Annotated in this window: 23 protein-coding genes; 5 read left to right on the top strand and 18 right to left on the bottom strand. The window is 66.5% G+C overall.

The window, feature by feature from the left end:
- Positions 1-23: 23 nt before the first annotated feature.
- The gene (phhA, locus tag FHY19_RS14235; RefSeq protein ID WP_259166819.1) at positions 24-914 is read left to right on the top strand and encodes a phenylalanine 4-monooxygenase; all 891 of its coding nucleotides are present in this window, start codon (positions 24-26) and stop codon (positions 912-914) included.
- Between the two features lie 299 nt (positions 915-1,213).
- Positions 1,214-1,858 (top strand): DUF4375 domain-containing protein, encoded by a 645-nt coding sequence (locus FHY19_RS14230; protein WP_259166818.1) that lies wholly within the window; start codon positions 1,214-1,216, stop codon positions 1,856-1,858.
- 186 nt (positions 1,859-2,044) lie between these two features.
- Here the strand turns inward: FHY19_RS14230 and FHY19_RS14225 are convergent, their stop codons facing one another.
- The 12 genes from FHY19_RS14225 to FHY19_RS14170 all read right to left on the bottom strand — a co-directional run bounded on the left by FHY19_RS14225 (position 2,045) and on the right by FHY19_RS14170 (position 15,782).
- A complete protein-coding gene (locus FHY19_RS14225; protein ID WP_259166817.1) occupies positions 2,045-3,052 on the bottom strand; it encodes a hypothetical protein in 1,008 nt (335 codons plus the stop codon).
- The gene (locus FHY19_RS14220) at positions 3,037-3,780 is read right to left on the bottom strand and encodes a hypothetical protein (protein WP_259166816.1); all 744 of its coding nucleotides are present in this window, start codon (positions 3,778-3,780) and stop codon (positions 3,037-3,039) included. The genes FHY19_RS14225 and FHY19_RS14220 overlap by 16 nt, the downstream gene beginning before the upstream one ends.
- Positions 3,781-4,215: 435 nt before the next feature.
- The gene (locus FHY19_RS14215; protein WP_259166814.1) at positions 4,216-5,331 is read right to left on the bottom strand and encodes a GDSL-type esterase/lipase family protein; all 1,116 of its coding nucleotides are present in this window, start codon (positions 5,329-5,331) and stop codon (positions 4,216-4,218) included.
- A 274-nt stretch (positions 5,332-5,605) separates the two neighbouring features.
- Positions 5,606-6,271, bottom strand: a complete 666-nt coding sequence (locus tag FHY19_RS14210; RefSeq protein ID WP_259166813.1) for an RpiB/LacA/LacB family sugar-phosphate isomerase — start codon at positions 6,269-6,271, stop codon at positions 5,606-5,608.
- A gap of 279 nt (positions 6,272-6,550) precedes the next feature.
- Positions 6,551-7,306 carry a 2-dehydro-3-deoxy-D-gluconate 5-dehydrogenase KduD gene (gene kduD / locus FHY19_RS14205; protein ID WP_259166811.1) on the bottom strand — a complete coding sequence of 252 codons (756 nt, stop codon included), beginning with the start codon at positions 7,304-7,306 and terminating at the stop codon, positions 6,551-6,553.
- Between the two features lie 182 nt (positions 7,307-7,488).
- Complete coding sequence (gene kduI / locus FHY19_RS14200; RefSeq protein WP_259166810.1) at positions 7,489-8,343, bottom strand: 5-dehydro-4-deoxy-D-glucuronate isomerase; 855 nt, start codon at positions 8,341-8,343, stop codon at positions 7,489-7,491.
- 766 nt (positions 8,344-9,109) lie between these two features.
- Positions 9,110-10,168 (bottom strand): LacI family DNA-binding transcriptional regulator, encoded by a 1,059-nt coding sequence (locus FHY19_RS14195; protein ID WP_064507993.1) that lies wholly within the window; start codon positions 10,166-10,168, stop codon positions 9,110-9,112.
- 141 nt (positions 10,169-10,309) lie between these two features.
- Positions 10,310-11,893, bottom strand: coding sequence for a family 43 glycosylhydrolase (locus tag FHY19_RS14190; protein WP_259166809.1), 1,584 nt, complete (start codon positions 11,891-11,893; stop codon positions 10,310-10,312).
- Between the two features lie 216 nt (positions 11,894-12,109).
- Positions 12,110-13,393 (bottom strand): TRAP transporter large permease, encoded by a 1,284-nt coding sequence (locus FHY19_RS14185; protein ID WP_046965389.1) that lies wholly within the window; start codon positions 13,391-13,393, stop codon positions 12,110-12,112.
- Positions 13,393-13,914, bottom strand: a complete 522-nt coding sequence (locus FHY19_RS14180) for a TRAP transporter small permease (RefSeq protein WP_259166808.1) — start codon at positions 13,912-13,914, stop codon at positions 13,393-13,395. Before FHY19_RS14180 ends, FHY19_RS14185 begins: the two co-directional genes overlap by 1 nt.
- A gap of 10 nt (positions 13,915-13,924) precedes the next feature.
- On the bottom strand, positions 13,925-14,923 hold the full coding sequence (locus FHY19_RS14175; protein WP_259159635.1) for a TRAP transporter substrate-binding protein: 999 nt from the start codon (positions 14,921-14,923) through the stop codon (positions 13,925-13,927).
- A 37-nt stretch (positions 14,924-14,960) separates the two neighbouring features.
- On the bottom strand, positions 14,961-15,782 hold the full coding sequence (locus tag FHY19_RS14170; protein ID WP_259166807.1) for a 2-keto-4-pentenoate hydratase: 822 nt from the start codon (positions 15,780-15,782) through the stop codon (positions 14,961-14,963).
- A 138-nt stretch (positions 15,783-15,920) separates the two neighbouring features.
- Here FHY19_RS14170 and FHY19_RS14165 point away from each other — a divergent pair, with 138 nt between their 5' ends.
- The 3 genes from FHY19_RS14165 (at position 15,921) to FHY19_RS14155 (ending at position 19,758) form a co-directional block, all read left to right on the top strand.
- Complete coding sequence (locus tag FHY19_RS14165; protein WP_259166806.1) at positions 15,921-16,973, top strand: alpha/beta hydrolase; 1,053 nt, start codon at positions 15,921-15,923, stop codon at positions 16,971-16,973.
- Positions 16,970-18,592, top strand: a complete 1,623-nt coding sequence (locus tag FHY19_RS14160; protein WP_259166805.1) for a carboxylesterase/lipase family protein — start codon at positions 16,970-16,972, stop codon at positions 18,590-18,592. The genes FHY19_RS14165 and FHY19_RS14160 overlap by 4 nt, the downstream gene beginning before the upstream one ends.
- Before the next feature lie 185 nt (positions 18,593-18,777).
- Complete coding sequence (locus tag FHY19_RS14155; protein WP_259166803.1) at positions 18,778-19,758, top strand: rhamnogalacturonan acetylesterase; 981 nt, start codon at positions 18,778-18,780, stop codon at positions 19,756-19,758.
- Between the two features lie 509 nt (positions 19,759-20,267).
- Here FHY19_RS14155 and FHY19_RS14150 read toward each other — a convergent pair.
- From FHY19_RS14150 to glgB, 6 genes are all read right to left on the bottom strand, one after another.
- Complete coding sequence (locus tag FHY19_RS14150) at positions 20,268-20,810, bottom strand: hypothetical protein (protein ID WP_259166802.1); 543 nt, start codon at positions 20,808-20,810, stop codon at positions 20,268-20,270.
- Between the two features lie 230 nt (positions 20,811-21,040).
- Positions 21,041-21,508 carry a metallophosphoesterase family protein gene (locus FHY19_RS14145; RefSeq protein WP_259159648.1) on the bottom strand — a complete coding sequence of 156 codons (468 nt, stop codon included), beginning with the start codon at positions 21,506-21,508 and terminating at the stop codon, positions 21,041-21,043.
- Positions 21,509-21,675: 167 nt separating this feature from the next.
- Positions 21,676-23,229, bottom strand: a complete 1,554-nt coding sequence (locus FHY19_RS14140; protein WP_259166801.1) for a PepSY-associated TM helix domain-containing protein — start codon at positions 23,227-23,229, stop codon at positions 21,676-21,678.
- Positions 23,226-23,498 (bottom strand): hypothetical protein, encoded by a 273-nt coding sequence (locus tag FHY19_RS14135; protein WP_259166800.1) that lies wholly within the window; start codon positions 23,496-23,498, stop codon positions 23,226-23,228. Before FHY19_RS14135 ends, FHY19_RS14140 begins: the two co-directional genes overlap by 4 nt.
- On the bottom strand, positions 23,488-23,787 hold the full coding sequence (locus FHY19_RS14130; RefSeq protein ID WP_259159653.1) for a hypothetical protein: 300 nt from the start codon (positions 23,785-23,787) through the stop codon (positions 23,488-23,490). Before FHY19_RS14130 ends, FHY19_RS14135 begins: the two co-directional genes overlap by 11 nt.
- A gap of 389 nt (positions 23,788-24,176) precedes the next feature.
- Positions 24,177-26,360 (bottom strand): 1,4-alpha-glucan branching protein GlgB, encoded by a 2,184-nt coding sequence (glgB, locus tag FHY19_RS14125; protein WP_259166799.1) that lies wholly within the window; start codon positions 26,358-26,360, stop codon positions 24,177-24,179.
- Positions 26,361-26,364 lie beyond the last annotated feature (4 nt).

Raw genomic sequence — 26,364 nt, 5'->3', positions numbered from 1 at the left:
TGTCGCCACGGAAGTCCTGCCGCATGAATACTGCCCCGCGCCGCGTCGAAAACCAGCTTACCGACAAGGGCTACGTGCCGGTCTACACCACCGCCGTGGTCGACCAGCCATGGGACGGCTACAGCAGCGACGACCATGCCACCTGGGGCACGCTGTACCGCCGCCAGCGCGCGTTGCTGGTGGGCCGCGCCTGCGATGAGTTCCTGCAGGCGCAGGACGCCATGGGCATGGACGACAGCCAGATCCCGCGCTTCGACGCACTCAACGCGGTACTGCAGGCGGCCACCGGCTGGACATTGGTCGGCGTGGAAGGCCTGCTGCCGGAGCTGGATTTTTTCGATCACCTGGCCAACAAGCGCTTCCCGGTGACGTGGTGGATCCGCCGCCCCGATCAGATCGACTACATCGCCGAGCCGGACCTGTTCCATGACTTGTTCGGCCACGTGCCGCTGCTGATGAACCCGTTGTTTGCCGACTTCATGCAGGCCTATGGCCGTGGCGGGGTCAAGGCGCACGGCATCGGCCCGGACGCGCTGCAGAATCTCACCCGGCTGTACTGGTATACGGTGGAGTTCGGACTGATCGCCACGCCGCAAGGCCTGCGCATCTACGGCGCCGGCATCGTGTCGTCGAAGGGCGAATCGCTGTATTCGCTGGACTCGCCCGCGCCCAACCGCATCGGCTTCGATCTGCAGCGCATCATGCGCACGCGCTACCGCATCGACAGTTTTCAGAAGACCTACTTCGTCATCGACAGCTTTGCGCAGTTGATGGAGGCGACCAGCCCGGACTTCACTCCGATCTACGCTGCATTGGCGCAACAGGCGCAGGTGCCGGCCGGCGATGTGCTCAGTAGCGATGCGCTGATCCAGCGCGGTAGTGGCGAAGGCTGGAGCCGCGACGGCGACGTGTGAGGCGGTGCGCTGGTGACGCGGTGGCAGCGGTGGGACGGCGGTGAGCTTGACGAGCGCGGCAGGTTGGTCGTGTTGGCACCGTACTGCGCTCGCTGTGGGACGCAATGCGGTGCGATTGCTGGATTCGGCACGCAATCGCGCGCGGGCCGAGTGCGTTGCCCTCGCGCGCCTCGCCCAAGCGACAGCCTGACCCTGGCCAGGCGCTGCGCCGTCGCGCGACGGGAATATCGGATACGTCGCGGCTCGACACCGCCGCCAGCGCGGACTATGGTCCAGATTCCCCACCTCGCCTTCGCTCAATGGACCTGACGCATCTGCGCATCCGGCGCTTGGAGCTGGACGACACCCGCCTGCTGTTCACCCTGGCCAACGGCATCCGCATCGACGAGCCGATCCAGGCGCATCGATTGTTGCTCAAGGCAGCGCCGCCGCAGCGCGCGCAATGGCAGATCACCGAGGACGGCCATGGCGTGAACTGGCCCGCGATCGCACCGCCCACACCGGAAGGCCTGCTCAACATGCCCGAGCTGCTGTGGCGCCGCCGCGCCGCACGCGCGCAGGCAAAGCTGGCCAGCTTGCGCGGACGTCTGGATGGGCTGTCGCCTGGCGAACGCGAGCTGGTCGCACTCGCGCGGCTGGATGCGGACATGACCGAGAGCGGCTACGCCCGCTACTTCGACCGCTGGGATGCGGCTACCCGCAGCGACGCGGTGCGCGGTCTGGCAGCGATGGGCGCAGCGCAGACCCGCCAGGCGATCGAAGGCCTGGGCGCAGTGTTCGAGCGGCTGGAAGAAGACCCCGACCTGCTCAGCATCGAGGACATCCTCGACGCGATGAACGAAGCCGACCGCCAACGCGTGCAGGGCTGGGAAGAGGTCTATTACCGCCGCTCCGGCGACCTGGCGCGGCTGGGGCTGGTGCATTACGGGGTGGACAAGGCCTAACGTCGTCTGGGCGATGCGCAGCTGGCAGGACGCATTGGCCAACGCCAGCGGCGGGAGTGCACAGGCACGCTGCGATGCCCGCCCAACCAGCGCGTGGATGCACCCGCTAGTGCATCCACGCGTTGCCGCCGCATCTATCGGTGATTCGAACGGCACTGTGCGGGGCAGCGCGGCTGCGCAGTGCGGTCAGAGCGCGCAGCGATCGTCGGGCACGCCGGGGACGCGCTCCCATTGCCAGGTGTCCATGGTCTTGCCACGTGGCAGATAGTCCACATCGAACTCCTTGCCATCGCGACGCAGGCGCAGATGCAACCGTTCGGTTTGATTACCCTGGATGCCATCCTGCGGCACCGGCCGCACGATTTCATCGCCATTGCGCACGCCGGCCACGGCGGCCGCCGAGTCGGGGACAAGACCGCGCACGATGCGCCTGGGTTCGGCCAGCACGGCCGGCTCGAATCCCAGAACGTATTCGCGCAAGGGCTTGCTGGTGCGGCGGAAGCAGGGGCCGAACGCATCGGAAGCCGGCAGCGGCGGTGTTCCGGCGAGGAAGGCGTGGAAGTCCTCGACCGCGCCTGCACCAAGCTCCTGTGCCAGCTGGGTTTCCCAATCCGCCTGCGTGGGTCCGGGACGCTGTCGGCCGATTTCCAGCAAGGCGCGCAGCACGTCATCCAGCGAACGCTGCCCGTGCGACTTCTTGCGTAGCGCATCGTTCACCGTGGCCAGATACAACATGCCGCGATCATAGGCGAGCGTGCGGATACGGGTGTCCTTCCAGAATTCCTCGTCGATGCGCGCGTTCGGAAGATTTCCCAGCGCATTGGTGTAGTAACGCGCTGCGGTGATGTTGAGGGAATCCAGAAACTGCTGTGGGGTGAGCAAACCGAATCGCAACGGCAGCAGCGCCTCGTAAAACACCGCCGAGCCTTCGCTGAACCAGGTCGTGGACTCGGACCCGTGCTGGGCAAGGCGCGGCTGGTAGGTATGGAACATCTCATGCGACAAGGTGATCTTGACCAGGTTGATATCGGCGCCGTCCCCTGCACCATAGGTGGTGACGAAGGATTGGTTCAGTGCGGTCCCGCCGCCGGCGTTGACCGGGTTGTAGCGCAGGAAGATCGTGTAGGGCCTGGACTCGCGCTGCGGAAACGCCAGCTCGAACTGGTCGTGCAGCTTGCCTACCCACGCGGACAAGGCATTCGCGTCGAAGGGAGGTTCCCCTGCCAGGCGACCGAAAACCTGTCCGCACGCGGCACGCCTGGCCAGTGTCCGATCTGCCCGGCCATGAAGAACAGCCCGGACAAACCGCCGCTATCGATATCCCCGACCTGCACATCGCCCTCGCCGAACGAGCTCACGCCTTTGGCACCATCGGGCAGATGCGACAGATCCCAATCGATGTTCAGGACGTAGGTCTGCCGCTTCGGCGGCACCACCAAAAACACACTGGACGCCGCAGAAAATGCCTGGTCATCGTTGCGGAACTCGATCGGCGGTGCCGGGCCGCGCGGAGGCCGCGTCGCATTGGCAGGGACCCGGTAGCGCAAGGTCAGCGGGCCGCTGAGGGCACGTGGCGCAGTCCACACGCGCAACGGCTGATCCTCGCTTTCTTCCGCAGTGGAGGCGCGTGCTGCAAGTTGTACCGTGCCCTGCGCATCGCTCGCCTCGATGGAGGCAATGCTTTCGGCAGCGGTATCGACGTTGGCCGCCATCATCGGCAGGGACACGACGATCTCGTCGCGCGCGATGGTGGCTGTCGCAAAGCGCAGGCGCACCTCCAGCGTGTTCACCTCGCCCTTGTCCGCGTAGGGAACAAGTTGCAGGTCCAGGGCGACCGGTGCGGGGACAACCGGCGCCGGGCGGGCCAGCGCGCCGGCTGCCACGGTGGTGAGTACGAACAGCAGGGACCAGGGAGTGTTCATGGGGCGCGCATTCTGGGTTGGCCGATCATGCCGCCGGTCGCGCCCGCCTGCCAGCATGCCGAAGGTCATGATGCCTGCGGCGCTTGCGGCAGACGGTGGCGGCTATCTGAGCCAGCTCGGCGCCAGATCCAGGCCCGAGAGGTCACTTGCGCAACGCTTGCCGTCTCACCGCCACTGCCCGGACACGCAACCCCATCCGCTTGTCACGCCGGCGTTGGATGCCAGTTTTCAGGTCCCTTCACACCCTTGCCGGTCATCGGCAAAGCACCGTCGACGTCCCCTGCAGTACATCCGCGTTTGCGCTGGCGGACCAGCCGAGTGCCGAGGCATGCCGCTTGGCGATCTGCCCAGCACTGCTGCCTCCTGCCGGCACATTGGCCACCAGGCACGATGCAGCGCCTGGCTGCTGCGGCTGAACCGCATGTCGAGCTGTGCCTAGCGGGATGCTGTGTACGCCAGCAACAGCACCAACGGGTCTTCCCCGGTTTGCTGTAACGCGTGCGTGCTGCCCGGCCGCGTCAGCAGCGCATCGCCTGCAGCGACCCGGTATTGCTTGCCATCCAGCGCATACAGGCCACGACCGCTGACGATGTAATAGATCTCGTCCTTGTCGTGCAGGTGCAGGCCGATGCCGGCGCCCTTGTGCAGCACGCGTTTGCGCAGCACGAACTTCAGCTCCGGCGCGTCCGCGAAGAATGGATACGCCGTGGTGGGACCGGCGCCGCCGTGTGGCCCGGGCTGATCGCGGGCCAGGTCGCGCTCGTGCACCACCAGCGACGGATGCGCCTGTGCAGCGCGTTGCGCGGCGGTGTCGGGAGCTGCGCCGCAGTCGGCGTCGCGACGCAGCCGGGGTTTTAGCTCAGGCTGGAGCTGCGCCCAGCCGTGCACGACCAGGCAGGCGACTGCGGTGGCACCGGCACGGCTGAAGTGGGTGCCGTCTGCCTTGTTCTGCCCGGGCACGAACAGGAAATACGGCTTGGCAGCCTGTTCGCCGAGCGCACGAATCCAGTCGCTGGAACTGGCGTTGAGATCGATCAGGCCGACGTGTTCTTCGGCAGCCAGTTGCTGCATGGCCACGGTGTAGCGGCCATGCGTGTCGAGCAATGCACCGAAGTCGTAGAGCAGGCGCGCGGCCGGGGTGATCAGGATGGGCGTCGCCCCCTGATCACGCGCAACGGCGATATAGCGGCGCAGGAACTGCACGTAGTCGGTCGTTGGGTCGGTGTAGCGGGTGGGATCTTCGCGCTTGGCGTCGTTGTGGCCAAACTGGATCAGCAACACATCGCCGCGTTGCAATTCTTTTGCGATGGCATCAAGGCGCCCTTCGGCGATGAAACTGCGCGTGCTGCGCCCACCTTTGGCGTGGTTGTGCACCCGCCACTGGGCCGGATCGAACCAGTCCTGCAGCATCTGCCCCCAGCCGGCCTGCGGTGCGCGCTCGGCGCCGTATTCGGCGGCGGTGGAATCGCCGGCGATGAAGATCCGTTGGGGCGCCGCGTGGGCGAGGTTTGTGGAGAGCAGCAGCAACGATGCGAAGAGCAGCAGACGCATGGTGGACTCCGGGGAAATGCTGAGTGCTTGACGCTGTTCCTTCTCCCACCGGGAGAAGGTGCCCGGAGGGCGGATGAGGGTGCGACTGCATTGGAACTATTGGACAGTGCCGGCGTCGTCCAAGCCTTCTCCGTTTGCAGTGCTGTCTGCCGCCGTACCCTCACACCCCCCGCTCCACGCCCCTGCCCGCGCTAGCAGCGCGGGCGCTCCAATGGCGCGCAAGCGGTACCTTCTCGCCCCGGAGGAAGAGGGGCTTTAGCGCTTCGGGGGCCGATTAAGCTGCCGCTGCTGCAGCGGCTTCGGGCTTGCCCAGTACACCGGCGACGAAGGCGCGGATCTCGGCGTCCTGGGCATTGTCGAAGAAGCACTGCTGGAAGCGCTCGCCGCCGATGGCCTGCTTGATCAGTTCCGGGTCGATGGCGCGCAGGCCGTCGAGGTAGGACTTGGCAGTGGCCTGCTTGACCTGGGTCAGGATGCCGGCGTTGGCGGCCTGCGATTCGCGACGCTCGGCCGGGTAGCCCAGGCCGCGCTCGCCGCTGAAAGCCTTTTCGAAGATGTAGCGCACGTTGATTTCCGCGCCCCAGCCGTAGCCCTTGGCGAATGCCAGCGACAGCGCGTTGCCGTTGTTGACCTGCGCGAACAGGTAGGCGTCGGTCGGCTCGATGCAGTAACCGCAGAACACACCCGGGTGGGCATTGAGCGACATCATGGCGCCCTGGCCGGTGCCGCAGCCGGCGACGACGAAGTCCACGGCCTTGGAGTTCAGCAGCAGGCTGGCGACGATGCCCAGGTGGATGTAGGTCAGGCGGTGGTCGTTGTCGCCGTCCATGCCGACGTTGAAGACGGTGTGGCCCTGCTCGCCGGCGACGTCGTTGAGCTGCTGCAGGATCACCGGGTTCTTGGCGGCCTGGCTAAACTCGTTCATGAGTGCGATTTTCATGGGAATGCTCCGATTGGTTGGGGAAGTGGTTCGGAAAACGTTGGAAACGACGGTGTTGCTGCCAGATGCTTCGATGGCCGGCCCCTACGGCGTCTTGGCGCCAAACGAACAAGGCGTGACCCAGGAGCCGCGTGCCGTTGGTCGTGGTTGCGGGCGGGTAGCTGCCCTCATCCGCCCTGCGGGCACCTTCTCCCGCGCGCGGGAGAAGGACGTGGATCGCGGGATGGCGAGGACGGCTGCGCGCCTTGGAGGGTGCGCGCCATCGCCGTGCGATCTGGATCAGCGCGCCAGCCAGCCGCCGTCGACCGGGATGATGGCGCCGTTGACGTAGTCCGAGGCGCTGCTGGCCAGGAACACCGCAGTGCCGCCGAGGTCGGCCGGCACGCCCCAGCGCGCGGCCGGGATGCGGTCCAGGATGGACTTGTTGCGATCTGCATCCGCACGCAGCTGCGCGGTGTTGTCGGTGGCCATATAGCCCGGTGCGATGGCGTTGGTGGTCACGCCCTTGCTGGCCCATTCGTTGGCCAGCAGGCGGGTGATGCCGGCGATGCCCGACTTGCTGGCGGTGTAGGACGGCACGCGGATGCCGCCCTGGAACGACAGCATCGAGGCGATGTTGATGATCTTGCCGCGGCCCTGGGCGATGAAATGGCGGCCGGCGGCCTGCGCCATGAAGAACGCCGACTTGAGGTTGACGTTGAGCACGTCGTCCCAGTCCTGCTCGCTGAAATCCACCGCGTCGGTGCGACGGATCAGGCCGGCGTTGTTGACCAGGATGTCCAGTCCGCCCAGGCCGGCGATGGTCTCGTCGACGATGCGCTGCACCGGCTCGATGCTGATCAGGTTGGCTTCGATGGCGAGGAAGCGACGGCCCAGCGCCTTGACCTTTTCTTCGGTCTCGGTGGGCGCCTGGATGCCGGCGGCGGCGATGTCGGCGCCGGCCTGCGCCAATGCCAACGCAATGCCCTGGCCCAAGCCGGTGTTGGCACCGGTGACCAGTGCGACCTTGCCTTCGAGACTGAACAGATTGCTCATTACCTTATCGCTCCTGCTGGGTGTGCCACGTTGTGATGGGTGAGCCGCGCGGGGCGCGGCAGAGTGCGTTGATGTGGTTTGAACTGCTGCACCGCCAACGCCCAAGGTGGAGCGCGCCGACGGTGCCGGTGCCGGCCTGGATTGCAGACGTCACCCAAGCGAACGGAGTGCGGGAACCGGGCTTACTTGAGCTGGCAGATGTCCAGCACGTGCATGTCGGTGTAATCGAGGTTTTCGCCGCCCATCGCCCAGATGAAGGCGTAGTTGCTGGTGCCGGCGCCCATGTGGATGGACCACGGCGGCGACACCACCGCTTCGTTGTTCTGGATCACGATGTGGCGCTGCGCGTCGGGCTCGCCCATGAAGTGATACACACGATCGTTGGCGCCGAGGTCGAAATAGAAATACACCTCGCTGCGGCGGTCGTGCAGATGCGGCGGCATGGTGTTCCAGACGCTGCCAGGCTTGAGCACGGTCAGGCCCAGCAGCAGCTGCGAGGACTGGCAGGTGGCCGGCACGATGTACTGGTAGATGGTGCGCTCGTTGCTGGTTTCCAGCGCGCCGCGGTCCAGCGCCACGGCATCCTTGATCGACAGCTGTTTGGTCTCAAAACGCGCATGCGCCGGCGTCGAGGCCAGATAGAACCTGGCCGGGTTGGCGGCGTCGTCGGAGGCGAAGCTGACATCGGTGCTGCCCATCGCTACGTACAGGCCGTCCTTGGGGCCGAGCGTGTAGGCGGTGCCATCCACGGTCACGGTGCCGCTGCCGGCGCCGACGTTGATGACGCCCAGCTCGCGGCGCTCCAGAAACGGGTGGCCGGCGGCGGAGGCCGGCTCGGTCTGCCTGGGCAGCTCCAATGCGGTGCCCAGCGGCGCTGCACCACCGAGCACGAAGCGCTCGTAGTGGGTGTATTTGAGCGTCACCGCACCGTCGACGAACAGGCCGTCGAGCAGGTACAGCTCGCGCAGGTCGTCGTTGCTGGCGCCCTTGATGGCGTCGGGATGGGTGGCGTAGTGGGTCTTGCAGTACAGGGACATGCGCGATCTCCGGTGCCAAGCGCGGGGGGATTGGCTTGTACCAGGCCATTCTACCGGTACTGGTTAACCGGTGTCATTGCGCAGTGCACGATGGGGAGCTGGCCTTGCGGCGACTTGTCCCTTCTCCCTGCGGGAGAAGGTGGCGCGCAGCGCAGGATGAGGGTGCCAGGCCGCGCGTCGTGTTGAAGAGCGCGGCCTGGCAGTCGGTGTGCGTTTGCGCGCTTGGTTCATCCCGCGCTTCTCGGATGGCTGCCTGCTGCCGTTTCAGATGGCTGTCTGCCGCCTTGCCCTCACCCCAACCCCTCTCCCGCAGGCGGGAGAGGGGCTTCACGGCAGCGACCGGCCGACTGCCTTCCCCCGCCTGCGGGGAAGGTGCCGGAATGACGAACTGCCTTCTCCCGCCTGCAGGGAAGGTGCCGGAATGACGGACTGCCTTCTCCCGCCTGCGGGGAAGGTGCCGGAATGACGGACTGCCTTCTCCCGCCTGCGGGGAAGGTGCCGGAATGACGGACTGCCTTCTCCCGCCTGCGGGGGAAGGTGCCGGAATGACGAACTGCCTTCTCCCGCCTGCGGGGAGGGTGCCGGAATGACGGACTGCCTTCTCCCGCCTGCGGGGGAAGGTGCCCGAAGGGCGGATGGGGGCAAGCCGTTGGCCGATCGAGCCAGCTGTTCTCACCTCGACGGGCGCACTGTCCTGCAAGGTGGAGCGGAAGGCCGGCACCACGTGGGGCCGCGGCGCGCGGCCCTCAATCTTCCGGCGCGGCCCTCAATCTTCCGGCGGTTGGCAGGAGTCGCGCACGATCAGGTGCGGGCGCACGCTGGCGGTGGGCAGCTGCGGGGCGTTGTCGGGCTGGATCAGCATCGCCGCGGCAGTGCGGCCGGTGTCGCGGGTATGGCGGCGCACCGAGGTCAGCGGCGGCCACAGGCGCGAGGCCAGCGAGCTGTCGTCGTAGCCGATCACCGACAGCTGGCGCGGGATGCTGATGCCGGCGCGCAGCGCCACCTTGTAGATACCGGCGGCCATTTCGTCGTTACCGGTGAAGATGGCGGTGGGGCGCTTCTTGCCCAGCAGCAGCTTTTCGGCCGCGGCCACGCCCGACTCGAAGGTGTAGCCGGCTTCGACGATGCGCTCGGGCGGCAGTTCGATGCCGCGCCGGGTCAGTGCATCGGCAAAGCCGGAGGTGCGCTCGATCGAGGAGCGGTAGGCGCTGGGGCCGGTGACCAGGGCGATGTCGCGGTGGCCGAGCGAGAGCAGGTAATCGGCCGCTTCCGCTGCACCGTCGCGGTCGTGGGTGATGACCGTCTGCGAGGTGGTGTCCAGCGCGATCGAGGCGATGCGGGTGTAGCGGCAGCCGATCTCGGCCAGCATGTCGGCCAGTGCCTGGTCTTCGGAGGCGCGCGGCACCAGGATCACCCCGTGCAGCTTCTGCGCCTGCGCGAAGCGGCGCACGCCTTCGATGTAGCCGGGGCTGCGGCTGTCGCAGGGGTGCACCACCAGCTCGAAGCTGGAGCCGCGCAGCGCGTCCAGCGCGCCGTACTGCATGTCCACGATGTACTGCGCGGTGGGGTTGTCGTAGACCATGCCGATCAGGAACGAGCGCCGGAACGCCAGCCCGCGCGCGAGCGGGTCGGGCGCGTAGCCGACCTCGCGCATCAGCGCCTCGACCTTCTCGCGGGTGTCCTGGCGCACCAGCGGCGAGTTGTTGATGATCCGCGACACGGTCTTCTTGGACACGCCCGACATCCGCGCGATGTCGTTGATCGTGGCTACCTTGCCCTTCGGCAGGCCGGGCATTCCCTCTTCAGGCATCTTGCGGGCGGGCATAGCGGTCAACCAGTGAAGTTGATTGGATTCTACCGGCCCTGGGGCCGGCAGACCTGAGCGACGCCTGCCGCTGCACCGGACCTGCCAGGCCGGGCCTGCCGCAGCGGGGAGCGCCATGGCATGCCCGGCAGTGCAGAACGGTCAGTCCAGGGCGCGGTAGCGGAAGTTGCGGAACTCCACCTGGCCCTGCCCGGCGGCGTACAGCGCCGGTTTCAGGGCCAGGAACTTGCCGGCCACGTTGTGGTGGTAGCCGGACACTTCCATCTGCACCGGGTACTTGGTCCAGGTGGTGCCGTCGGTGCTGCTGTGGATGGTGACGATGTGGCGGTTGTTGGTGACCCGCAGCCACAGGGTGCCACCGGTAGCACTGGGAGCCAGCGTGCCGGGGCGTTCCTCGCCGTAGCGGTGCATGACGAAGTTCTCGCCATTGCTGCCCACGCCGGCGTAGAGCTTGTCGCTGTAGAACAGCAGTGCCCCGCCCTGCCCGCCCGGCGCGACGGTCATCTGCACCTCGAACTGGTAGGCCTGATCGGTGGCGATCACCGTCAGCGGCGAGGCGTTGCGCGGGGCGGTGCCCTTGCCCTGCAGCCGCAACACGCCATCGCCGACCTGCAGGCGCTTGGCCTCGTCGGCGGCCGGGTTGAAGAACGCCCACTGCGGGCCCAGCGTGCTGGCGCGGAAGTCGTCCGACAGCGCCAGACCGTGCGACAGGGCCTGCCCGCTGGGCTTTTTCAACGGCGTGCCCAGGTCGCCGCCCTTGGCGACGAACCAGCCGTCCGGGGTCCACTCGATCGGGTCCAGCAAGGCCTGCCGGCCCAGCGTCCAGTAGCCGTGCTCGTAGCCGTGGTACAGCATCCACCAGCGCTTGTCGGTGCCTTCCACCAGGGTGGCGTGGCCGCGCGACCACCACGGCTCGTCGGCGCTCCTGGTGCGGGTGATCGGGTTGTTGGGCGCGTTCTGCCAGGGGCCGTGGATCGAGCGCGAACGCGCGGTGATCACCATGTGCCCGGTCGGCGGGCCGGCGGTGCCGCCGACGGCGGTGGTCATGTAGTACCAGCCGTTGTGGCGGGTGATCTTGGGGCCTTCCTGGGCGTAGCCTTCCACGTCCCAGCTTTCCGGGTATTTCCAGCCGTCGTAGACATGCTTGGGCGTGCCGACCACCTTCAGGCCGTCATCGGAGAGCTGCACGTAATCGCCACCGCTCAGGAACAGATAGCGCTTGCCGTCCTCGCCCACTGCGTGGCCGGGGTCGATGTACTTGCCCAGGCCGATGTCGATCGGCGCGCTCCACGGGCCCTTGATGTTGTCGGCCCAGACCACGAAGTTGCTGCGCTCGCCCTGGTCGCCGCGGCGCGCCGGGAAGTAGATGTAATAGCGCTTGCCGTGCTTGATCAGGTCCGGCGCCCAGATCGCGCCGACGTTCTGGCTGATGGCGTGGCCCAGCGGCTGCCAGTTGACCAGATCGCGCGAATGCCAGATCGGCAGGCCCGGATAGGCGTCGAACGAGGACAGCGTGAGGTAGTAATCCTCGCCATCCTTGAGCACCGACGGATCAGGGTGATCGCCGGCCAGCACCGGGTTGAGGAAGGTGCCGTTGCCCTGATCGGCAATGCGCTGATGTTCGATGCCGCGCTTCCAGTCGGCCGCGCCGCCCAGGCCGGCACACAGCAGCAATCCGGCAGCAACCAGCCAACGCAGCCGGGATGAAGTGATACGTACACGCATGCTGTCTCCTAGTCCCCAAAGGATGGGGCGATGCGGTCACCGGCAGGCAGTACCACCGGTTAACCGAATGAGGCGGAAACCTCCCGCCAGCAGCAACGTCCTGCACGCTCGGCAAGGCGTCGCACGCGCCCGGCAGGTGGGGCATCGATGCGGCATCACCTGCCGCATCGATACCGCCCATCCACCAGGCACCCGATCGCTCAGCGCGTCATGGCCTTACGCGCGCAATGCGCGTGGCAACCACAGCGACAGTTCGGGGAAGAACGCCACGATCAACAGCACGCACAAGGCCGCCAGCCAGAATGGCCAGATCGTGCGCATGCTCTGGGCGATGGTGATCTGCCCGATCGAGGTACCGATGAACAGCACCGAGCCGATCGGCGGAGTGATCAGGCCGATGCCGCCGGCCAGCACCATCACCAGACCGAAGTGGATCGGGTCGATGCCGTAGGCCTTGACCACCGGCAGGAAGATCGGCGTGCAGATCAGGATCTTCGGTGCCAGGTCCATGAACATGCCCAGCAGCAGCAGCATCACCACGATCATCAGCAACACGGTGTTCTTGCTGTCGGCGATGGCCTGCAGGAACTTCACCGCCGCCGCCGGCACCTGCAGATAGGCCAGCAACCAGCCGAACACTGCAGCCGTGGCGATCACGAACAGGATCACGCCGGTGGTGCGCGCCGCATGCGTGACGGCCGCGAAGAACTCGGCCCAACGCAACTGGCGATACAGCAGCGCGGTGACGATCAAGGCGTACACCACCGCGATCGCCGCGCTCTCCACCGCGGTGAAGATGCCGGCGCGGATACCGATGAAGATCAGCGCGACCAGGCCCAGGCCCGGCAGTGCGCCGAACAGGCGCAATGCCACCGCGCGCCAGCCGGGGAACGGCTCGGTGCCGTAACCGCGATGGCGCGCCACCGCATAGCCGGTGACCATCATCGCTGCGGTCATCAGCAGCGCCGGCACGATGCCGGCCGCAAACAGATCGGCAATCGACAGGCCGCCACCGGCCGCCGCGGAGAACAGGATCAGGTTATGCGAGGGTGGCACCAGCAACGCCACCAGCGCTGCGGTCATGCTCACGTTCACTGCGTAATCGCGGTCGTAGCCGCGCTTGATCATCTGCGGAATCATGGTGCCGCCGACTGCCGACACATCGGCAATCGCCGAGCCGGACACGCCGCCGAAGAACAGCGACGACAGCACGCTGACCTGACCCAGGCCACCGCGCACGCGACCCACCAACGAGGAGGCCAGCGCGATCAGGCGCTCGGAAATGCCACCACGCAACATCAACTCGCCGGCGAAGATAAACAGCGGAATGGCGATCAACGACGCCGAGCCGCTGCCGGCGGAAATCTGCTGCACCAGCACCACCGTGGGCAGGTCCAGATACAGCAACGTGGCCAGTGCGGCCGCGCCCAAGGCGTAGGCCACCGGCACGCCGATCAGCAGCAGCACCACGAAGGTTCCCAACAACATGGCGATGCCCATCAGCGCACTCCTCCGGTGTGGATCGGGCGCAGCACACGCCACAACTTGTACAAGGCAAACACCACCATCAGCGCACCGCCGATGGACAGCGGCAGGTAGTTGATGCTCTGCGGCATCTGCGCGCCGGCCATCTTGATGTCCAGGCCATCGATCAGCAGCGCGGCGCTCCACCATGCCAGCACCACGCCGATGGCGATGATCATCAGCGGGCGAATCACCTCGAATATCTTGCGCACCAGCGGCGGCACGTGTTCGCCCAGCAGATAGAAGCCGAAGTGGCGGTTGGTGTGCACACCGGCGGCGGCGCCCAGGCTCAGCGCGGTGCTCAGCAGCAACAGCGTCACCGGCTCGGTCCAGCTGGGCGAGTCGTTGAGCACGTAGCGAGTGAACACCTGCCAGCCCTGCACGACCACCAGGCCCAGCAGCGCCAGCGACGCCACGCCAATGGCGGTATCGGAAACGCGGTCCAGCGCGCGCTGCAACGGCGCGACCGGGACGGCGACGGTCTCGGGTTCGGTCATCGGGATACCTCTATGCGAAATCGCGGATGCGGCGGTACAGCGCTTCGATCTCCGGCTGCTTGCGGTACTCGGCCAGCAGCGGTGCGGCGGCGGCGCGGAACGCCGGCATGTCGACCTGGTTGAGCTTCACGCCGTAATCGATCACCTGCTTGCGCGCGACCGTTTCAGACGCATCCCACAACTGGCGCATCACCGGCACCGACGCACGCGCCAGTTCCACCACCAGGCCGCGATCGGCCGGGCTCAGCGATTCGAAGCTCTTGCGCGAGATCACCAGGATGTCCGGCGCGTAGGAGTGCTCGCTCTGCGACCAGTAATGCGCCGCCTCGAAATGCCGGCTGGACTGGAAGCTGCGCATATTGTTTTCCGCACCGTCGATCATGTGCGTTTCCATCGCCGAAAACGTCTCGCCCAGCGACATCGGAGTGGGGTTGGCGCCCAGCATGCGCATCAGCTTGAGGAAGATGTCCGACGAGGCCACGCGCAGTTTCAGACCCTTGAGATCTTCCGGGCGGTGCAGCGGGTGCTTGGTGTTGTAGAAGCAGCGCGCACCGGAGTCATAGATCGCCAGGCCCACCAGATCGCGCTGTTCGAAGCTGCGCAGGATGCTGTCGCCGACATGGCCGTCGATGACGCGGCGCAGATGCGGCACCGAGTCGAACACGTACGGCAGGCACAGCGCCTGGGTGAGCGGGAAGGTGTTGTTCAACGCACCCGAATACACGCGGGTGATGTCGATGGCGCCAAAGCGCGCCATGTCGATCGCCTCCGACTCGCGACCCAGCTGGCCGGAGTGGTACTGGCGCAGCTTGAGCCGGCCATTGGTACGCGCTTCGAGCTGCTTGCCGAACCAGCGCACCGCTTCCACGGTGGGGTAGTCGCCGACGTGCACGTCGGTGGCGGTCAGCAGCTGCCCGCCGGGAATCGGCGTGGTGGCGCCGGCACCCAGCCAGGGGCCGGCCGCGGCGGCGCCGAGCCCGGCACCGAGGAAATGTCTGCGAGTGATCATTGGCGCCCTCCCAAGCGTCTGGTCACCGGGTCCACCGTTACTTGGCGGACACAGCCGTACAGGAAATGTCGCCGATGCCGGCGAAGCGAATCAGGGCACGCTGTCCCACTTCAATGTCATGGATACCGGTGGCATTGCCCGTGGCAATGAGATCACCGCGCTTGAGCGGACGCCCGCGCCGGGCCGAACGGCTGAGCGCGAATGCGTAGGCCGCGCGCAATCCGCCCGGCAGCGTGGTGGCGCCGCCGGTGCCCACCACCTGGTCGTCGATCAGTGTTTCGGCGGTCAGCGCGGTTTCCTCGCGGCCCAGCCAATCGGTGACTTCCGGCCCCAGGATCAGCCCGTTGTTGTTGCCGAAATCCGAAATCACCACACGCGGGCCCAGCTTGTTGATGGTCGCCAGCGGGCTGCTGGCGATCTCCACGCCGATGAACAGCGTGGCCGGCAACGCAGCAGCCTCATCTGGCGTGTAGTCGATCTTGTCGCCCGGCGCATCGGCCTCCAGCCGAAGCACATACTCCGCCTCCACTGCGCCGAAGCCGCCGACATAGATCGGAAACTCGGTTGTTCCACCGGTAGCATTCCAGAGCTTCTGAGAGAAGATCGGGCCGAGCAGACGCTCGTCGCCGGAGGCATCGCGGCGCTCGGCGGCGATATACCCCACCTTCCAGCCAACCACGTGGTCGTGCCACTGGCTGATGGCGATGTCCTGCACCTGGTAGGCAGTGACCAGATCGACGGGAATTTGCCCGGGAAAGTCGGGAAGCGAGGCCCCTGCACGGCGTGCCTCCACAAAGCGCTGGGCGATGTCGGACAGCGTGGATGTGGACGTTGGCGGGGTGGCGGCGTCGTTGCTCAAGGGTGTCTCCCTGATAGGTGTTTTGTTGCACTGCCAATCGACAGCGGCACGGTGTGCTGTATATGGTAAACCGGTGTCATTGGCAATGTGCAGTGCGACATTGTGACCGCGATACCGAAGTGGCCCTGGGAGGGGTAGATGCAGCAGACACGCCAGAAACACCTTGGAAACCTGGCGGTGCGGGCCCTGCGCCGCTGCCTGGCCACGACCCTGGCCGTCCTGGCAATGGCCAGTGGGACGGCCTGGTCGGCAGAGCGCGCCAGCGCCGACACTGCTGCCGAGCAGGCCAGCCGGATCCCGCTGTGGCCGCAGGCGATGGCACCGGGGGACACCCCATTGCCGCAGCCGCAGCGCATCGTGGACCGCAACAGCGATGACGCCCTGCCCGACCGCTACATCCAGAACATCAGCCAGCCCTACTTGGTGGTCTACCGCCCCAAGCGGCCCAACGGCACCGCGCTGCTGGTCACGCCCGGCGGCGGCTACCAACGCATCGTGCTGGACAACGAAGGCAGCGCCCTGCTGCCAAGCTTCGTCGACCAGGCCGGCATCACCTTGTTCGTGCTGCGCTACCGGCTGCCCGGCGAGGGCCACCCGCACGGCGCCGACGTGCCGCTGGCCGATGCGCAGCGCGCGCTGCGGCTGATCCGCGCCAATGCGGGCCGCTACGGCATCGATCCGCAGCGGGTCGGGGTGATGGGCTTTTCGGCTGGCGGCCACGTCGCCGCCAGCCTGGCCACGCGTTATGCCGCGCAGGTGTACCCGGCGCAGGACGCCGCCGATGCATTGAGCGCACGGCCGGACTTCGCGCTGCTGATCTACCCGGTGATCGACATGGACAGCGCCAATGCGCATCTGGGTTCGCGCGAGCGCCTGCTCGGCAAGGCGCCCAGCGCTGCGCAGGTCGGCGCGTATTCGCCGCAACGGCACGTGGATGCGCGCACGCCGCCGACGTTCTTGCTGCATGCGCAGGACGACACCGTGGTGTCGGTACGTAACAGCCTGCTGATGCACGACGCGCTGCTGCGCGCCGGCGTCCCTAGCGAACTGCATGTCTTTCCGCAGGGCGGGCACGGTTTCGGCACAGCGGCCACCAGCGGGTTGACCGTGGCGGCGTGGCCGCGGCTGGCACAGGCATGGATTGCGCACCTCGGCAAGGCACCGGCTACCGCGCAGGACGCGGCGCGATGACCGTGCCATCCACGCCCGACGTGCGCCGACGCACGCTGCTGCGGGGCGGCTTGCTTGCCACCGCTGCAGCTGCGCTGCCGGGTTTCCCAGGCGCGGCCGCAGCAGCCCCTGCGCGCGACGACAGTACGCCGCTGGCACACGTGCGTGGCGGCGCACTGCGCGGTTATCGCGATCAAGGTATCTGCGTGTTCAAGGGCATTCCGTACGGCGGCGACACCGCGGCGCGGCGCTTTCAGGCGCCGGTGCCGGAAACGCCCTGGCAGGGCGTGCGCGATGCCAGCGCTTTCGGCGCCGCTGCACCGCAGCCCAAGGCCAGCGAACCCACCAGCGAGGACTGCCTGTTCCTCAACGTGTGGACGCCCGGCCTGCGCGATGGCGGCAAGCGCCCGATCCTGTTCTATATCCACGGTGGCGGCTACACCACCGGCTCCGGTAGCGACCCGCTCTACGATGGCGTGCGCCTGTGCAAGCGCGGCGATGTGGTGGTAATCACCGTCAATCACCGGCTCAACCTGTTCGGTTACCTGTCGCTGGCGCAGCTGGGCGACGCCAGCTTCGCCGACTCCGGCAATGCCGGGCAGCTGGACCTGATCCAGGCCTTGCAGTGGGTGCGCCAGCATGCGGGCGAATTCGGTGGCGATGCCGGCAATGTCACCGTGTTCGGCCAGTCCGGCGGCGGCGCCAAGATCGCCACGCTGATGGCCATGCCCGCCGCGCGCGGCCTGTTCCACCGCGCCTGGACCATGAGCGGGCAACAGGTCACCGTGGCAGGGCCGCGCGCGGCCACCCAGCGCGCGCAGCTGCTGCTGGACGCATTGAAAATTGCGCCAGCCGATCTGGCGCGCCTGCGCAGCGTGCCGGTGGCGCAGCTGTTGGCTGCCGCGCAGGTGCGCGACCCGTCGCGGGTGGAAAACAGCGCGCTGTACTTCGGCCCGGTGCTGGATGCGCGCAATGTGCCGGTGCATCCGTTCTGGCCTGACGCACCGCTGCAGTCGGCGACGATTCCGATGGTGATCGGCAACACCCGCGACGAGACGCGCGCGTTTCTCGGCAATGATGCGGCCAACTTCGCGCTGACCTGGGACACCTTGCCCGCCAAGCTGGAAGCGCAGCAATACGTGGATCTGTTGCCGCAGGTGGTGATCGCCGAATACCGCCGCCTGTATCCGCACTATTCGCCGTCGGAGGTGTTCTTTGCCGCCACCACCGCCGGCCGCTCGTGGCGCGGCGCGGTCGAAGAGGCCCAAGCGCGCGCACGCCAGGGCGCACCGACGTGGGTGTACCAGCTGGATTGGGGATCGCCACTGGATGGCGGCAAGTTCGGCGCCTTCCACACCCTGGATATTCCGCTGGTGTTCGACACCATTGCCCAGCCCGGCTCACGCACCGGCGATGGCCCCGCGGCGCAGCAGATGGCCGAGCAGATGAGCGCTGCCTTGCTCGCGTTTGCGCGCCACGGCGACCCCAATCAGCGCGGCCTGCCGCGCTGGAAGCCGTATTCGCTGGAACGTCGCGAGACGCTGTTGTTCGATGTGCCGAGCCGGCTGGCAAACGACCCGCGCGGCGGCGAACGACGGCTCTACCAACAAGCCCCCTTCATCCAGCGCGGGACGTTCTGACCACGTCTGTTCTGCGAAAACCAATGGACGTGCCGGATGGTCGCCACTCGCATGAGGAGGTTGTGCGTTGAAACGCAGGGAGTCGGTGATACATGCCGGTCCAGGCACCGACCGCGCCCTGGCTGCGCTGCGCAGCAGCGTCTATTCGATCTTGCAGCAGTGTTGATTCGATCTTGAGGTGATCCATGCGTTGTGACTGCGTTGTTTCATCGCTGCTGCTGACTGCGCTGGCAGTGGCATGCCTTCCGTTCGCTGATGCCGCCGCTGCCGCGCTGGTCGACACGCCGCGCGCGTCTCCGGCATCCACCACCGATACCTCAAGAAACAACGCACCTGCCGCGGCAGCCGCGTTTGCCGCCAGCAAGATCGTGCTGGTGGGCGACTCCACCACCGCCGTGCAGGGTGGTTGGGGGCCGAGTTTCTGCGCGCAGCATGTGACCTCGTTCCTGAGTTGCGTGAACCTGGCACGCGGGGGGCGCAGCACCTCGAACTATCGCGCCGAAGGATCGTGGGGCATCGCCCTCAAGGAGTTGCGCAGCGGTGGTTACCAGCAGGTGGTGGTGCTGATCCAGTTCGGCCACAACGACCAGCCCGGCAAGCCAGGGCGTTCGACCGACCTGGCGACCGAGTTTCCCGCCAACCTGCGCCGCTATGTTGCCGAGGCGCGTGCTGCCGGCGCCGTGCCGGTGCTGGTGACGCCGTTGACGCGCCGGCAGTTCGAACGCGGCCAGTTGCTGGACGACCTGGGCCCCTGGGCGGAGGCCACGCGTGCGGTGGCGCGCGAACTGCAGGTGCCGCTGATCGATCTGCACGCGCGCAGCCGCGCCCTGGTGCAGGGCATGGGCCCGGTGCTGGCAATGCGCCTGGCGCAGCGCCCGGCCGACCCTGCGCAGGTGCTTGCCGCGCAAGCGGGGACCACCATCGGCAAGACGCCGGCGCAGACGGTTGCGCCATCTACCGCGTCCACCTCGCCGTCGAAGAACGCGCCCACCACCAACGCCGCTGCCACCGCGCAGGACAACGCCAGCGCCGAGCCGATGGGCCAGGCCAAACTCGCATTCGACTACACGCATCTCGGCCCGGACGGAGCGGACCTGTTTGCTGCGATCATGGCCGACGAACTGGCGCAGCAGCTACCTGCGCTGCGGCCGTTGCTGATTCCCTAGAGCCAAGCCGGCAAGGGCCAGACCGGCCAGGAGCCGGCGCGAGCGCGGGCGGCAAAGGACGATGGCCTCGAATTGCATGTGACCAAGCTGCAAGAACCCAAGCAAGGAAGGCGTTGTCTTGGGCCGCGCTTGTGGGTTTGTCGAGCACCACCTGGGATGGGTCAGTCGTTTCAGACGACTGCTACGCGACTACGAGCGACTGCCTGAAACCTTGGTTAGCTTGCATGTCGGTATCTTCAGGATCCCCATGCTGGGAAATACAGCAACGCTCTTTCAACATTCATAACACGCTCCCGGAAGGATCTGAGCAACGCCCCCGTGAGCTTTCAACCGACAACTGAGACAATCTCCATCAGGCACAGTGTGGTTTGTCAGCAGATCGAAGACAGGCTCCTGATCGCGTCGTCTGCCAGGGCTTCTTACGCGGGCAACCGATGATTTTTCCTTAGATAAATCCATCTCCGCCATCAACCCTCACCGACTAGGGAATGGATTCCAAACCTGGCGTGCTACGGAAAACCGGAGAAACGCTGGTATACCCAGTAAAGCCTTGACGTCTCGGTGTCATAGGCCATGACGTTGATTGCCTTTGAAGAAGCTGGAGTGTTCGGACCAAGATCATCCGCTGGGTTCGGCACCAAGGTGAAGAAAAAGCGCGACGAATTTATTCCAGGTGCGACAGGACACCCCTGGAGGTCATCTGGCGGCATTTCGAATTTAAATACATCAAATTCATCATACGTGTCAGGACCTCGGTGCCAAATCCCGCGCGCCGCGCGACCTTGCCAGAACGCGTCCGGAATATTCGCCACATCGACAGCGTACAAGTAGTACATGTCTCCGAAAAAGTAATCGTTTTTCCCGCAGGTTTGCGGTATCCCGCGCAAGGACGTGACCTGCCCAAGTCCACTGCGCTGCAATTGTTCGTGCATGCTGACGATGGCATCAAGGCGTTGCTGTAGTCCCAAGACCATCCACAGATGCACACCCGCTGCTGCGACGATCCCGCATACCAGCACAAGACGTTTCAATAGCTTGATCAGACTGCGCATCGATCACCCCGAGAGTCGATGGTATTACCATCGCATGGCAGCGCCCGCCACACTAGCGACCGGGATTTCCAGCGGCATCGAATTAGCTGGCAAGGTTGCGCTTGGGTCGCAGACCGTTGCTTGCGCCTGCGCAAGCACAGCATCTTCGGATAGCACAGCGGCAGGCCGGCGGAACGTGCGCGTGCTGCCAGGGCTCGCCAATCGCCACTCTATTGCAGTCGCCCATGGAATCAATGCGATTGGAACACCTGCAATGCCGCACGCGGCGGGCCATCACCCAGCCACAGCGTGCCAATGCTGATCGGCAAGCTGAAGCGACGGGGACCGGCGCTACCGGGATTGATGTACAGCACACCGTCGTGCGTCCGTATCGATGGCTTGTGCGAATGCCCGCTGATGATCACATCTGCAGCAACATCCGCTGCCAGCGTTTTGAGATCGTGCAGCACATGGATCCGCACGCCTGCGATCAACAGGTCCAGCGTTTCCGGAAGCTGCGCTGCCCAGGGCTTGTTGTCGATATTGCCGGCGATCACATGCAGCGGTGCCAGTGCCTGCAGGGCGGTGAGGATCTCCGGCTTGCCCACATCGCCGGCATGGATGATCGTCGCGCAGCCCTGCAATGCAGCCACCGCCTCGGGCCGCAGCACGCCGTGCGTGTCGGAGATCAGGCCAATGCGTAAGGCTGAAGCCGTCATCGGTTATGGGTGAGGGTGGCGGGCGATGAGGATGCACTGCCGGGTGATGCCCTCGCGTCAACGTGCTACGGAGTCGAGGCGGCAGCACCTCCAGCAGCCCAACCCCGCCATGGCAGCTGCCGCCCGCACCGTGGCGTGCCGGGTATCAGTCGACTCAGGGCATAGCCTCAGTGCGGTGCACGCGCTTTCCAGGCCCAGACGCTGTTGGGATCGCCCTGCAGTCCGCGCCGTTTGCTTGCACGCGCCAATTGCCAGTATGTCCATGCCAACACCAGCGCAATCAGGTCCACGCCGAGTACCGTGGCGTCCTGCCATGGCAGTACCAGGCCGCGCGCGGAAACACAGCTGGCCAGCGGAATCAGCGCCGTCAGACCTGCGCAGACCAGCAGCACCTCGTGCGCACCCCGGGCGGTGGGGCGGATCAGCGCCCACACCAATACGGCCGCAAAGACCGCGTAATAGACGTAACCCTCCTGTCCGGCCGGCAACAAACGCGCCGCGATGAACAACGCCGAGATGCCGGCCACGCTGCCCAGACAGACACCGACCGTGAGCCGCGCCATCGCATGGGTGCGGCGTGGCTGCGCGGGTTGGCGGCGCTTGCGCCGGGTTTCGATCCACAGCAGGTTGCCGCTGTAGAACAGGAAGGCACCGCCCAGGCCGAGCAGGAAGTACAGCCAGCGTACCGGCGTATGCCCGAAGTTGCCGAAGTGCAACGCCTGCAGGCCGCGTAACGCAGCGGTGCCTGGCGACATGGTGGCCGGTGCCAGCACGCGCAGCACCTGGCCCGTGGTGGCGTCCAGCGCCACACCGCCCAGCGTGTTGAGCCGGCGTTGGTCGTGATGGCCATAGACCTCCACCCACGCATTGGCGTCGCCGGCATCGTGGAAGGCCAGAGACTCCGGCACAAAGCCCGGGCTGGCCGCGCGCGAAGCGTCCAGCAGGGTTGCGATCGGCAGCAGCGGTGCAGCGCGTCTGGCCGGCGCCACATGCGGTGCGAGCTCGAAATCCGGCTCCAGGATCTGCATCAGCTTGCCGTCGAACACCAGGAACTGGAACGGCGCCAGCAGCAACACGCCCAGGCACAGCACCGCGCCGGACCAGGCAAAGATCACATGGAACGGCAGCGACAGCATGCCCACCAGATTGTGCGCGTCCTGCCACAGGCGCTTGAGGTTGGCGCCGATGCGCAGTGCGAACAGGTCCTTGAAGAACACCGGCGCATACAGCACCACGCCGCTGACCAGCGCCAGCCCGTACAGCACGCTCACCACACCGAACAGATAGGTGCCGAAAACGCGTGGCAGGCCGGCGGTGAAGTGCAGGTCGTAGAGAAAATCGGCAAAGCCCACACGCTGCGGCAGCTCCAGCAGGCCGCCGTCCGGCGCGGCCTGGTACTGACGCATGCCACCGCTGGCATCGGCCTGCGCGCCATACCAGTACAAGCGCGGTATCGGCCCGTGCTCGCCGGGCAACAGCAGCAGGAACGATTCGGCCACCTGCGGGTGTGTGGCGATGACCGTGTCCAGCAAGGTCTGCGCAGCGGCAACCGGCTCGGCAGGCGCCTTGTCCGCAACCACCGGCGCAGCCTGCCAGGCGCTGAGCTCATGGGTGAACACGGTGATCGCGCCGGCATAGAAGGCGATGAACAAGGCCATGCCGGCCAACAGACCCATCCAGCTGTGGACCGACAGAAACGCGCGCAAGGTCGATGCTTTCATGCGCCCGGCTCCATCCAGCCCACTGCCTTGATGCCTGCAAGCGCGAGGTAGCACAGCAGCGTCAGCCCACCGAGTGCGACCCAGGCACGCGATGCGCTACGGAACACGAACGGCAAGGCCATCGCACCGATCCATACCGGAAACATCAGCAGCAACCATGCCAGCGTGTAGCTTTGCTGCGGCCCCGGCAGCAACAAGGCGCACAGGCCGACCACGCCCACCGCAAGCGGCAGGCCCAGCACCACTGCAGCCAGCCACCTAGCCCCCATGGCGCACCTGCCTGCGTTGCGCACGCGCCTGCTGCCAGGCATCCAGAGACGGCAGCGCCACCGCCGCCAGCATCAGCGCCGTCGCCGCGGCGAAGATGCCGGCCCAGGTGCCCAACGCTTGCGTGGCGCAGCCCAGCGACAGCAGCAGCAATGCGCTGGCGCCGATGCGTAGTGCGCGCACGGACAGCCGGCGCTGCGGCCACAGGCGCTGATGCCTTGTTGCCATGTAGAACCCGAGCGCCGACGTCGCAGCGGTGAGCAGATAGCACAGTGTCAACAGGCCGCTCATGCCTGCGCCTGCGTCGAAGCGGAAAACGGCACCAGCGCACCGAGCTGCACAGGCCGCGTGCCGACACCTTGCGCGCCGACACACGGTGAACGTGCAGGCCACATGGGTGCATGCGCGCACCCAGCGATGCGCACGGCATGGATAGAGGACTCAACCAGCGAAGCAACAACAGCAATCAAGACGCCCACGCACACACTCCCGTACAAGCGGTCGACGGAAGGCATGGCGGCGGCTGTGCCCGGCAGCCCTCCCCGGGCCACCTGATTCGCGGATGACAACCTTGCTGTGCCGCCCAGTGGCGCACGCAGCAAGGTGTTGGCCGCTCCAAGGCGCGCAATCTAGCAGGTGCCACAGCGCCGGACCAGCGGTCCGGCGCTGTGTGCGGTGCATCAGCCGTGCGGCGTGAGCACGATGACGCCCAGCGGCGGCAGCAGCAGCGGCAACGATTGCGCATGCCCATGCATGGATTGATGCTCGGCAGTCACCACACCGCCGTTGCCAAGATTGGCACCACCGTAGATGCCGGCATCGCTGTTGAACACTTCGCGCCATTGGCCGCCCTGCGGCGCGCCAATGCGGTAGCCGTGCTGCACCACCGGGGTGAAGTTGATCACCACCAATACCGGGGCATCGCCGCGTTTGCCCCTGCGCAGGAACGCCACCACGCTATTGGCCGCATCATCGCCCACCACCCACGCAAACCCGGCCGGATCGTCATCCTGCGCGTGCAGCGCGGGGTATTCGACATACAGCCTGTTCAAGTCACGCACCAGGGTCTGCACACCGCGGTGGCGTGGGTCGTCGAGCAGGTGCCAGGGGATGCCGCCGTCGTGGTTCCACTCGGTGGGCTGGCCGAATTCGCAGCCCATGAACAGTAACTTGCGCCCCGGGTGGGTGAACATGAAACCCAGGTAGGCGCGCAGGTTGGCGAAGCGCTGCCAGTCGTCGCCCGGCATCCGCCCCAGTAACGAGCCCTTGCCGTGCACCACTTCGTCGTGCGAGATCGGCAGCACGAAGCGCTCCGAATACGCATAGACCATGCTGAAGGTCAGCTCGCTGTGGTGGTAACGGCGGTAGATCGGATCCAGTGCGGCGTAATGCAGGGTGTCGTGCATCCAGCCCATGTTCCACTTGTAGTGGAAGCCCAGGCCGCCATGCGCCACATCGGCAGTGACGCCGGGAAACGCGGTGGATTCCTCGGCAATCATCACCGCACCCGGGGTGTGCTCGCGCACCACCTCGTTGAGCCGGCGCAGGAAGGCGATGGTCTCGTAGTTCTCGCGCCCGCCATGGATATTGGGCACCCACTCGCCGGCATTGCGGCTGTAGTCGCGGTACAGCATCGACGCCACCGCATCCACGCGCAGGCCGTCGACGTGGAAGCGTTGCAGGAACTCCAGCGCACTGGCGATCAGGAACCCGGACACCTCGCGCCGCCCGTGGTTGTAGATCAGCGTATTCCAGTCGCGATGGAAGCCCTCGCGCGGGTCGGCATGTTCGTACAGCGCGGTGCCGTCGAAGTGCGCCAGGCCGTGCGCGTCGGTGGGAAAGTGCGCCGGCACCCAGTCGACGATCACGCCGATGCCTTCGCGGTGGCAGCGATCGACGAAACGGGCAAAACCATCCGGCGAGCCGAAGCGCGCGGTCGGCGCGAACAGGCCCAGCGGCTGGTAGCCCCACGAGCCGCCGAACGGATGCTCGGTCACCGGCATCAGCTCGACGTGGGTGAAGCCCATGTCCGCCACGTATGGGATCAGGCGGTCGGCCAGGCCATCCCAGTCCAGGTCCACGCCTTCCTCGCGCAACCAGGAACCGGCATGGATCTCGTAGATGCTCATCGGTGCGTCGTGCGCCTGGCGGCGCGCGCGCGTGGCCATCCAGCCGTCATCGCTCCACTGATGCGGGGTGGGATCGGCCACGATCGAGGCGGTGCCCGGCGCCAGCTCGGCGCGACGCGCGACCGGGTCCGCCTTGGCCGGCAGCTCATGGCCATGCGGGCCGCGCAACTGGTACTTGTAATGCGCGCCAGGGCCGACGTCGGGCACGAACAGCTCCCACACGCCGGACTGGTGCCGCAGCCGCATCGGATGGCGGCGTGCGTCCCAGCTGTTGAAATCGCCCACCACCGCCACGCGCGAGGCATTGGGTGCCCACACCGCAAAGCGCGTACCGCGCACGCCGTCCACCTCCACCACGTTCGCGCCCAGTGCATCGGCCAGCTGCAGGTGGTGGCCTTCGCTGATCAGGTGCAGGTCGAAGTCGCTGAGTTGCGGCCCGAACGCATACGGGTCGGCAGTGTCCTGCTCGCCGCCGGGCCAGCCGATGCGCAGCCGATACGCACCCTGCGCCGGCAATTCACCGGCAAACAAGCCGGCTTCCGGGCCAGCCTCCAGGGCGATCGTCTGCCCGTCATCCAGGACGGCGCTCACCCGCTCGGCGCCCGGCAGGTAGGTGCGCAACACCCGCCCTGCGTCGGTCGGGTGCGCGCCCAGTACAGCGAAGGCGTCGCCATGGCGTGCTTCGGCCAGGGCGCGTACCACGCCGGGATCCCATCGATTGGTCACTGCTGTCATCACT

The organism is Xanthomonas sp. 4461 (genome assembly GCF_024806475.1).
Classification (GTDB): domain Bacteria; phylum Pseudomonadota; class Gammaproteobacteria; order Xanthomonadales; family Xanthomonadaceae; genus Xanthomonas; species Xanthomonas arboricola_F.
The sequence above is the reverse complement of the archived record's forward strand: the minus strand, read 5'-3'. Positions and strand labels throughout refer to the sequence as shown.

What these genes read in the sequence shown, in the direction of transcription:
- FHY19_RS14185 (WP_046965389.1), bottom strand. Translation starts at nt 13,393, where the DNA reads ATGGGCATCGCCATGTTGTTGGGAACCTTCGTGGTGCTGCTGCTGATC.
- kduD (WP_259166811.1), bottom strand. Translation starts at nt 7,306, where the DNA reads ATGAGCAATCTGTTCAGTCTCGAAGGCAAGGTCGCACTGGTCACCGGT.
- FHY19_RS14230 (WP_259166818.1), top strand. Translation starts at nt 1,214, where the DNA reads ATGGACCTGACGCATCTGCGCATCCGGCGCTTGGAGCTGGACGACACC.
- FHY19_RS14145 (WP_259159648.1), bottom strand. Translation starts at nt 21,508, where the DNA reads ATGACGGCTTCAGCCTTACGCATTGGCCTGATCTCCGACACGCACGGC.
- FHY19_RS14150 (WP_259166802.1), bottom strand. Translation starts at nt 20,810, where the DNA reads ATGCGCAGTCTGATCAAGCTATTGAAACGTCTTGTGCTGGTATGCGGG.
- phhA (WP_259166819.1), top strand. Translation starts at nt 24, where the DNA reads ATGAATACTGCCCCGCGCCGCGTCGAAAACCAGCTTACCGACAAGGGC.
- FHY19_RS14215 (WP_259166814.1), bottom strand. Translation starts at nt 5,331, where the DNA reads ATGCGTCTGCTGCTCTTCGCATCGTTGCTGCTGCTCTCCACAAACCTC.
- FHY19_RS14140 (WP_259166801.1), bottom strand. Translation starts at nt 23,229, where the DNA reads ATGAAAGCATCGACCTTGCGCGCGTTTCTGTCGGTCCACAGCTGGATG.
- FHY19_RS14160 (WP_259166805.1), top strand. Translation starts at nt 16,970, where the DNA reads ATGACCGTGCCATCCACGCCCGACGTGCGCCGACGCACGCTGCTGCGG.
- FHY19_RS14165 (WP_259166806.1), top strand. Translation starts at nt 15,921, where the DNA reads ATGCAGCAGACACGCCAGAAACACCTTGGAAACCTGGCGGTGCGGGCC.
- FHY19_RS14175 (WP_259159635.1), bottom strand. Translation starts at nt 14,923, where the DNA reads ATGATCACTCGCAGACATTTCCTCGGTGCCGGGCTCGGCGCCGCCGCG.
- FHY19_RS14220 (WP_259166816.1), bottom strand. Translation starts at nt 3,780, where the DNA reads ATGAACACTCCCTGGTCCCTGCTGTTCGTACTCACCACCGTGGCAGCC.
- kduI (WP_259166810.1), bottom strand. Translation starts at nt 8,343, where the DNA reads ATGTCCCTGTACTGCAAGACCCACTACGCCACCCATCCCGACGCCATC.
- FHY19_RS14210 (WP_259166813.1), bottom strand. Translation starts at nt 6,271, where the DNA reads ATGAAAATCGCACTCATGAACGAGTTTAGCCAGGCCGCCAAGAACCCG.
- FHY19_RS14130 (WP_259159653.1), bottom strand. Translation starts at nt 23,787, where the DNA reads ATGAGCGGCCTGTTGACACTGTGCTATCTGCTCACCGCTGCGACGTCG.
- FHY19_RS14190 (WP_259166809.1), bottom strand. Translation starts at nt 11,893, where the DNA reads ATGCGTGTACGTATCACTTCATCCCGGCTGCGTTGGCTGGTTGCTGCC.
- FHY19_RS14195 (WP_064507993.1), bottom strand. Translation starts at nt 10,168, where the DNA reads ATGCCCGCCCGCAAGATGCCTGAAGAGGGAATGCCCGGCCTGCCGAAG.
- FHY19_RS14135 (WP_259166800.1), bottom strand. Translation starts at nt 23,498, where the DNA reads ATGGGGGCTAGGTGGCTGGCTGCAGTGGTGCTGGGCCTGCCGCTTGCG.
- glgB (WP_259166799.1), bottom strand. Translation starts at nt 26,360, where the DNA reads ATGACAGCAGTGACCAATCGATGGGATCCCGGCGTGGTACGCGCCCTG.
- FHY19_RS14180 (WP_259166808.1), bottom strand. Translation starts at nt 13,914, where the DNA reads ATGACCGAACCCGAGACCGTCGCCGTCCCGGTCGCGCCGTTGCAGCGC.
- FHY19_RS14155 (WP_259166803.1), top strand. Translation starts at nt 18,778, where the DNA reads ATGCGTTGTGACTGCGTTGTTTCATCGCTGCTGCTGACTGCGCTGGCA.